Below are 6,812 nucleotides of genomic sequence, written 5' to 3'. Positions count from 1 at the left end.
ATTCGGTTACGACGCGAGGGACGCCGCCAAGCATGGCGCCGGGCATCCAGAATTTTGGTTCTACATTACGGTGGCGTCGCTCTATTTCTCTGGGCTCATGGAGGACGTCGACCATATCTGCAGTTACCCCGGCCACACCGACACACCCAAGAAAATCACCGCGAATGGTCTCGAGAGCATTCTTGCCAGGCTGGGTAAATGTACCCGCGCATCCTATCTTCACGATTTGATTCTGCGACACTCGACCGCAGCGAAGAGTCAACCTATCAAAGCATCTGATAGGCTCTTCAAAAATCAGCTCAGCACCATCAGGTTGAACAAGTTCCCCCATAGCAACCTTGCGGCCAACGCGCGGAAAACGCCCATCTCGCTTAGGGGAAAGCGAGTTCTGGTCGTCGATGACATGATCACATCAGGTCGAAGCATCGAAAGCGCCCGCGCTTACATCGAGGCGGCTGGAGGACAGGTGACAATGTTCGGATGGTTGAAGACAATCTCCGCGCCGTACATGGCCCTCAATGCCCCTATTCCGGGATTGAAGCCATACGAGATAAACACAATTACAAACGAGCCCGCATCGACGGCGCACTCCTATCAAGCTGGGGTGATCGCACAGAATGCTGCAGCGGAACTCGACGACATGCTCAAGCGTTTCGTTGCTTGGAACATCTGACACGGCCTGTGGCGACCGTATGCAGGGCGTGCGCCGGATTCTTCTCAGTGACGCCGCCCCGCAATTTCGCGTACCACAAGAGGGACCTAGTGCGCGGAGAGTGGGGAGCTAACGGTCTCCCTGAACCACCAGTCGCGCCTCCCACTCAGAAATAACCCATGCTACGCGCGCGTGAAGCGCCCACCAGGACAGACCAGTGATATCTCGACCTAAGCCTAACTTCCCTGCCAATCAAAAGACCGGAAGATTAGCGGAGATTTGGGTAGACACGTATTTCACGCGCCAGGGCTGGACAACAGGTGGATATAAGATCGACGATGGATTCGATCTGTTTGTCACACCACCCCGTTCTGAATTTGATGGGCAGTGCTTCCTTGTTCAGGTGAAGGGGCAGGCGAAGCGTCAAAAAGGCGGGGTGTTTGCGCCCGTATCAAGGGCCCGGCTTCGGGATTATGCGCGCGACGTTATGCCGGTACTGATATTCCGAGTGTTCCTGGATGACAATTCTGCCTATTGGACACACGCGCAACAGGTGGTTGAGGAGAATCCGCGCTTGGCTGTAGGAGCGGGTATTGCGCAAGTCCGGATGTCCCATAGCGCATCATCTTTTGACGAGTTCCTGCGGGTCGTGAAGCCGATATTGACGCCATCCCACAGGCGAATTAACGGCGTCCAAGAATTAATTACAAGGCGAGAAAGATATCTTTCCAGTCTCGATGAGACGCTGGATGTAACCATATCAGCGAATGGGAACGAGAGCACCATTTCAATCACGCAGAATAGTCATCCTGCGTCTCCGGCCGGTGTAACCCTGCAGGTTGGCGACGAAGAATTCCTAGCAATTCAAGAGATGACTCTATATGGCGAGTCAGCAACGATAAGCAGCCAGAGTCTTCAATTCTATGGATCACCTCTCTATGAGGAGCTAGGGCTGAATATCCCACAACCTGGCACTCTCCAGCTTTCGCCCGCCCACAAGAAAGAATGCAAACTGCGACTGTGCCCGGCTGGGACGTCCCTTTTAGGGGATGAATTGGTTTTGCCCGGCGTCCTTACCTTCGGCCGTGCAGGGCTCACGGTTCAGACTACCGAGCGCGCAACTCTGAACGCGAAGCTTCGAGTTTCCAAAAGTGACAACGCCGTGGACGTCAAACTCACTATGGGACTCCCCGAATCCCTCTTCGCTGAGCAAATCTCGCTCAACCAGAGCATCGGGAGAATCGGGCAGTGGGCGGAGAGTTTAGAAGCTAGCGGAAGACTATCCATCGAGATATGCGCCTCAAAGCAGTCTCTCAAATTTTCGGCGCCGACAGATCATGCCAAACCACTTATTGAAGGACTTATTATTCTCGGAAAACTTCATCACATCGCGAGGATCACCAATTCAGAATACGTCCTACCCGATAGCCTCGCACTGACCACGAAAGAGGCGCAGAAAATTGATCTTGCGTATCGCCTATTCCGAGGGGAATTAGTAACTATTGAGGTACTTTCGGCCTTTGGCAGGCATTCAGATGCTGAGAAGGGGAACAGCCTTGCAGACCACGAAATCGCCTCGGAATTCTCGATAGTGGTCGGCAAAACTCTTGTGTGCAAGATCCCAATCACTATTAACCTATACCGTTACTCAGTCGGACCTCTTGATGCTTCTGGTTGCTTCGAGCTGACACGCAGTACTGAAAGCAGATCCACCGCATCCCTCCGTTGGCAGTAGCGCGCTGTCCGGCACGCGCTGCACAGTCGCTGCACGTTCGCCCACACCGCAGTCAAGCACTTGCATCCGTCAAGCAGGCGCTCAAAGCTCAAACGCATCAAACCGAATAACCTCATGGCCCAGCCACTCGTTGATGTCCGTCATGCGTGTCTGCTGCGGCGCTAGCTCCATCGCGGCCCACACCGTCGCGGCCTCGCGGATCGAGCCGAAGCCGCCACTGTTCTGCGGCACGATCCCCAGCAGCTGTGGGGGCGTCCCAAGYGATGCGAGCATGTCGTCCCGGGTGACGCTCTTGATGCCAGTGAACTCATCCTTGGCCGCCACTACGCTGACCGGGATCAGCTTCAAACCATCCTTGCTGCCGCCCGGCGAGTGGACGAACAGATTGCGGAAATTGCCAGGGCCACGGGACTGCCGCAGCGCCTCGCGCAGATTGTCCACGTCGCCGCCCTCGGGCTGACTATCGATCAGGTACAGAATAAAACCGGCGTGCGAGCCGTTGTTGTAATACTTGCGGCGGAACAGCGTCGCCGATTCATTGAGCAGCGCAGACTACGCTGCCGGCTTTAGCGCTTTGCACTGCACGGCCTGAAACACCGGGGCATCACGGACGGCGGCAACAAAGCTGCAGGCGACCACGTTACCGAAACGATGCGGCAGCGCTACGACCATGAACTGCCGGTGGTTCAACCGCCCGGCAAGAGGAACGCACTTGAGCATGGAACCACTTTAATTTTTCCGGCAATTTTTCCGGAGACACGAAAAAGGCGCCGCGAGGGCGCCTAAGTCGTTGAATGCAATGGTGGGCCGTGATGGATTCGAACCATCGACCAAAAGATTAAAAGTCTTCTGCTCTACCGACTGAGCTAACGGCCCATGCAAGGCCCCGGCCTTTCGGCGGGGTGGGCATTCTACCGTACTTTTCCGGGCGGGGTGAAGCCGGGGATCTACCAGGTTGCCGGCCAGCGGCCGGCACTACCCCGGCTGCGGGCTTCTAAACCTTTGCACCGCCCGCCGCATCTCACCTGCGACCCTGCCCCGGAGCAATGGATGCGCCTGCCACTGCCGCTGATACTTGCCTTGTTGCTGCCGTTCGCCGCCTCTGCCGCAGCGCCCACACAGGTGCGGACCGACGATATCGACCGCTTCTGGGCCACCTACGATGCGGTACTTGCCGAGCCCGATGGCGCGCAGCGGGTGGCCTTGGTCCAGCAGCGCTATATCGATCCGGGCAGCCCCGGCCTGCATGCGCTGATGGAGGTACGCAACTACACCGCCGCCGAGTACGCCGACGCAATGCGCGCCTGGCCGCGCTTCTGGGCTTCGGTGCGGCCGCTGACCACCAACGCACGGCAAGCCAGCGCTACGCTGGAGCGGGATCTGGCTGTGTTCCGCAAGCTCTACCCCGCCCTGCGCCCGGCCAGCATCACCTACGCGGTGGGCGTGCTGCGCACAGGCGGCACCACGCTGAGGGACCAAGTGCTGATCGGCGCGGAAATGGCACTCGGCGATGCAAGCGTGGATGTCAGCGAACTGCCGGAGCCGTTGCGCAGCCGCCTGCGGGTCTTCTACGACAGCACGCCTGGCGCGAACAACGCGCAGAACAACCTGCACGAGTACGTGCATACCCAGCAGCGCGAGACCACGGGATCGCTCGCGCAATATGCGGTGCGTGAGGGCGTGGCCGAGTACATCGCCGAGCGGGTCAGCGGTCGCCGCCCGGCACTGCCGCTGTACACCTATGGCCCGTTGCACGAAGCGGAGATCCGCGCTCGCTTCAGCGCGGAGATGGATGGCGATGCGCTGGACAACTGGCTGTACAACAGCGCCCACAATGCGTTCGGGGTGAGTGATGTGGGGTACTACGCGGGTTACCGTATCGCGCAGGAGTACATGCGCCGGCAGCCGGATGAGCAGGCGGCGATCGCACGGATGATCGAGCTGGGTTACAGCGATCCGGTTGCGGTGCGCGGTTTCATTGAAGCATCGGGTTGGTTGCGGCTTGCGAATGCCAACGAAGCTGCCGGCCAGCGGCCGGCACTACCCGAAGCCAGGCAGCGGTAGCGCCGGGACAGGGAGTGCGAACCAACGGTTCGCACCCACCAGGGTGGAGTTCGCACCCACCGATGAAGCCGGCCAGCGGCCGGCTCTACCGCCCGGTCAGGCGTACAACGTCGGGTCGGGCACGCCGGCGTCGGTGAAGCCCTGCGCGCGCAGGCGGCAGGCATCGCAATGCCCGCAGGCCGCGCCGCTGGCATCGGCGTTGTAGCAGGACACGGTCAGGCCGAAGTCCACGCCCAGTCGCACGCCTTCGCTGACGATCTGGCCCTTGCTGAGGAACTGCAGCGGCGCATGCACGGTGATGCCCGCGCCTTCCACGCCCGACTTGGTCGCCAGGTTGGCCAGCGCCTGGAAGGCGGCGATGAATTCTGGGCGGCAATCCGGGTAGCCGGAGTAGTCCACGGCGTTGACGCCGCAGAAGATGTCGTTGGCGCCAAGCACTTCGGCCCAGCCCAGCGCCAGCGACAGCATGATGGTGTTGCGTGCCGGCACGTAGGTGACCGGGATGCCCTCGCCGCCCGCCTCGGGCACGTCGATGTCGTCGGTCAGCGCCGAGCCGCCGATGCTGCGCAGGTCCACGTCCACGGTCTTGTGCACGATCACACCCTGGGCCTTGGCCACGCGTGCGGCGGCATCCAGCTCGGAGGTGTGGCGCTGGCCGTAACGCACGCTCAGGGCATGCACGGCGAAGCCCTGTTCCTGGGCCATGGCGATGACGGCGGCTGAATCCATGCCGCCGGAGAGAAGCACGACTGCCTTCTTCATGGGTAAATCATCCGGTTGGGGGAGAAAGCCAGCACGCTGTCCCGCGCCGGAGCTACATCAGGAAACACTGCGCCGGCTTATCGGCCCGGCTCGTCGTTCCACAGGATTTTATGCAACTGCATCTGGAAGCGCACCGGCAGCCGGTCTTCGACGATCCAGTCGGCCAGCTGGCGGGCAGTGATTTCACCCTTGCTGGGTGAGAAGAACACCATCGTGCGCTGCACCAGCTGGTGTTCGGCGACCATGGCCTTGGCCCAGTCGTAGTCTTCGCGGTTGCAGATCACGAACTTGATCTGGTCACGCGTGGTCAGCAGCGGCAGGTTTTCCCAGCGGTTGCGCGCGACCTCGGCCGAGCCAGGGGTCTTGATATCGACCACGCGCGACACGCGCGGATCGACGGCGCTGACGTCCAGCGCACCGGAGGTTTCCAGCGACACGTCGAGGCCGGCATCGCACAGCTTCTGCAGCAGCACCAGGCAGCGCTTCTGCGCCAGCGGCTCGCCGCCGGTCACGCAGACGTGGCGCACGCCCTGGGCCTGCACGTGGGCCACGATATCGTCGATGTCCCACCAGGTGCCGCCGTGGAAGGCGTAGGCGGTGTCGCAGTACTGGMAGCGCAGCGGGCAACCGGTCAGGCGCACGAACACGGTCGGCCAACCGGCGGTATCGGCTTCGCCCTGCAGCGAGGTGAAGATCTCGGTGATCTTCAGGCGTGGCAGGGGCGACTGCACGATCTCGCTGGGCGTGGCGACGGCGGCGGACGGGGAAACGGCGGTCATGGCGGGTACTTCTTGGCGGGGCACGTGGCGGGTGGGCTACCGTGGCCGGTAACGAAAGCAGCCGAGCATGGCTCGGCTCTACTGAAACCGGGCAGGCCTGGCCTGGCCGGAAACGAAAGCAGCCGAGCATGGGCTCGGCGCTACGGGACACATATTGTACGCCCGGTCAGCGGATCAGCGGATCTGATTGCCGAGGCGGATCGACTGCAGGCGGTCCTGCGCGGTACGCGCGGCATCCGAGCCCGGGTATTGCGCCACGACGGTCTCCAGCGTCTGCTGGGCCTGGTCGACCTTGCCCTCGCCGTACTGCGAGAGGCCGACCTTGAGCAGGCCGCCAGCGGCCTTGTCGTGGGTGGGATAGCGCGAGAGCAGTTCGCGGAACTGGGACTCGGCCATCGGGAAATTGCGGGTGGCGTAATAGCTTTCGCCCAGCCAGTACAAGGCATTGGGGGCGTAGACGCCGTTCGGGTACAGCTCCAGGAAGCTCAGGAACAGCTGCGCCGAATCATCGTACTTGCCCGCCTTCAGTGCGTCGAAGGCCACGTTGTAGGACGTACGCTCGTCACCGGTGACGGCCAGGCTGCCCGGGTCACCATGGACGGAAGGCGGCCGCTCGGAAGTGGCCGCCGCTGCGGGTTTTGCCGGGGCTGCAGGAGCCTTCGGTGCGCTCGCCGGAACAGCAGGCAGGGCCGGGGCGGCAGAGCCCCCTTCCAACCGGTTCAGGCGGCTGTCCAGATCCAGGTACTGGTCCTGGGCGGACTGCTTGAGCTGGGCGTTGTCGTGTTGCAGTTGTTCGATCGAGGCCTGCAGGCTGGTGACC

At 61.5% G+C, this 6,812-nt stretch carries 6 protein-coding genes, 1 tRNA gene and 2 pseudogenes; 4 read left to right on the top strand and 5 right to left on the bottom strand.

Annotated elements, in window-relative coordinates:
* Positions 1–673: phosphoribosyltransferase family protein (locus tag AB4Y84_RS09445; RefSeq protein ID WP_442250053.1), on the top strand; the 673-nt coding region annotated here is incomplete at its 5' end.
* 196 nt (positions 674–869) lie between these two features.
* A complete protein-coding gene (locus AB4Y84_RS09440; protein WP_442244768.1) occupies positions 870–2,387 on the top strand; it encodes a DUF4365 domain-containing protein in 1,518 nt (505 codons plus the stop codon).
* 81 nt (positions 2,388–2,468) lie between these two features.
* On the opposite strand, the pseudogene AB4Y84_RS09435 reads toward AB4Y84_RS09440, so the two are convergent.
* Positions 2,469–2,939 (bottom strand): annotated as a pseudogene (locus tag AB4Y84_RS09435) (phage portal protein); the annotation flags it as partial.
* An 18-nt stretch (positions 2,940–2,957) separates the two neighbouring features.
* On the opposite strand from AB4Y84_RS09435, the pseudogene AB4Y84_RS09430 reads away from it, so the two are divergent.
* A pseudogene (locus AB4Y84_RS09430) lies at positions 2,958–3,173 on the top strand (hypothetical protein); the annotation flags it as partial.
* A gap of 14 nt (positions 3,174–3,187) precedes the next feature.
* Here the strand turns inward: AB4Y84_RS09430 and AB4Y84_RS09425 are convergent.
* A tRNA-Lys gene (locus AB4Y84_RS09425) sits at positions 3,188–3,263 on the bottom strand.
* 174 nt (positions 3,264–3,437) lie between these two features.
* Between AB4Y84_RS09425 and AB4Y84_RS09420 the strand changes: the two genes are divergently transcribed.
* Complete coding sequence (locus tag AB4Y84_RS09420; RefSeq protein WP_442244769.1) at positions 3,438–4,451, top strand: DUF2268 domain-containing putative Zn-dependent protease; 1,014 nt, start codon at positions 3,438–3,440, stop codon at positions 4,449–4,451.
* Positions 4,452–4,547: 96 nt separating this feature from the next.
* Here AB4Y84_RS09420 and queC read toward each other — a convergent pair whose 3' ends face one another.
* From queC to ybgF, 3 genes are all read right to left on the bottom strand, one after another.
* Positions 4,548–5,213, bottom strand: a complete 666-nt coding sequence (queC, locus tag AB4Y84_RS09415) for a 7-cyano-7-deazaguanine synthase QueC (protein ID WP_223496275.1) — start codon at positions 5,211–5,213, stop codon at positions 4,548–4,550.
* Between the two features lie 77 nt (positions 5,214–5,290).
* On the bottom strand, positions 5,291–5,992 hold the full coding sequence (gene queE, locus AB4Y84_RS09410) for a 7-carboxy-7-deazaguanine synthase QueE (protein ID WP_442250052.1): 702 nt from the start codon (positions 5,990–5,992) through the stop codon (positions 5,291–5,293).
* Between the two features lie 174 nt (positions 5,993–6,166).
* The coding region (ybgF, locus tag AB4Y84_RS09405; protein ID WP_442250051.1) for a tol-pal system protein YbgF at positions 6,167–6,812 on the bottom strand (646 nt) is incomplete at its 5' end.

This window comes from Stenotrophomonas sp. 2YAF22 (assembly GCF_052114665.1).
GTDB lineage: Bacteria > Pseudomonadota > Gammaproteobacteria > Xanthomonadales > Xanthomonadaceae > Stenotrophomonas > Stenotrophomonas indicatrix.
Note: the sequence above shows the minus strand (reverse complement) of the source record. Positions and strands in the feature narration are given on the sequence as shown.

Excerpts from the sequence above, each read along its gene's own strand:
- AB4Y84_RS09420 (WP_442244769.1), top strand. The coding sequence starts at position 3,438 with ATGCGCCTGCCACTGCCGCTGATACTTGCCTTGTTGCTGCCGTTCGCC.
- queC (WP_223496275.1), bottom strand. The coding sequence starts at position 5,213 with ATGAAGAAGGCAGTCGTGCTTCTCTCCGGCGGCATGGATTCAGCCGCC.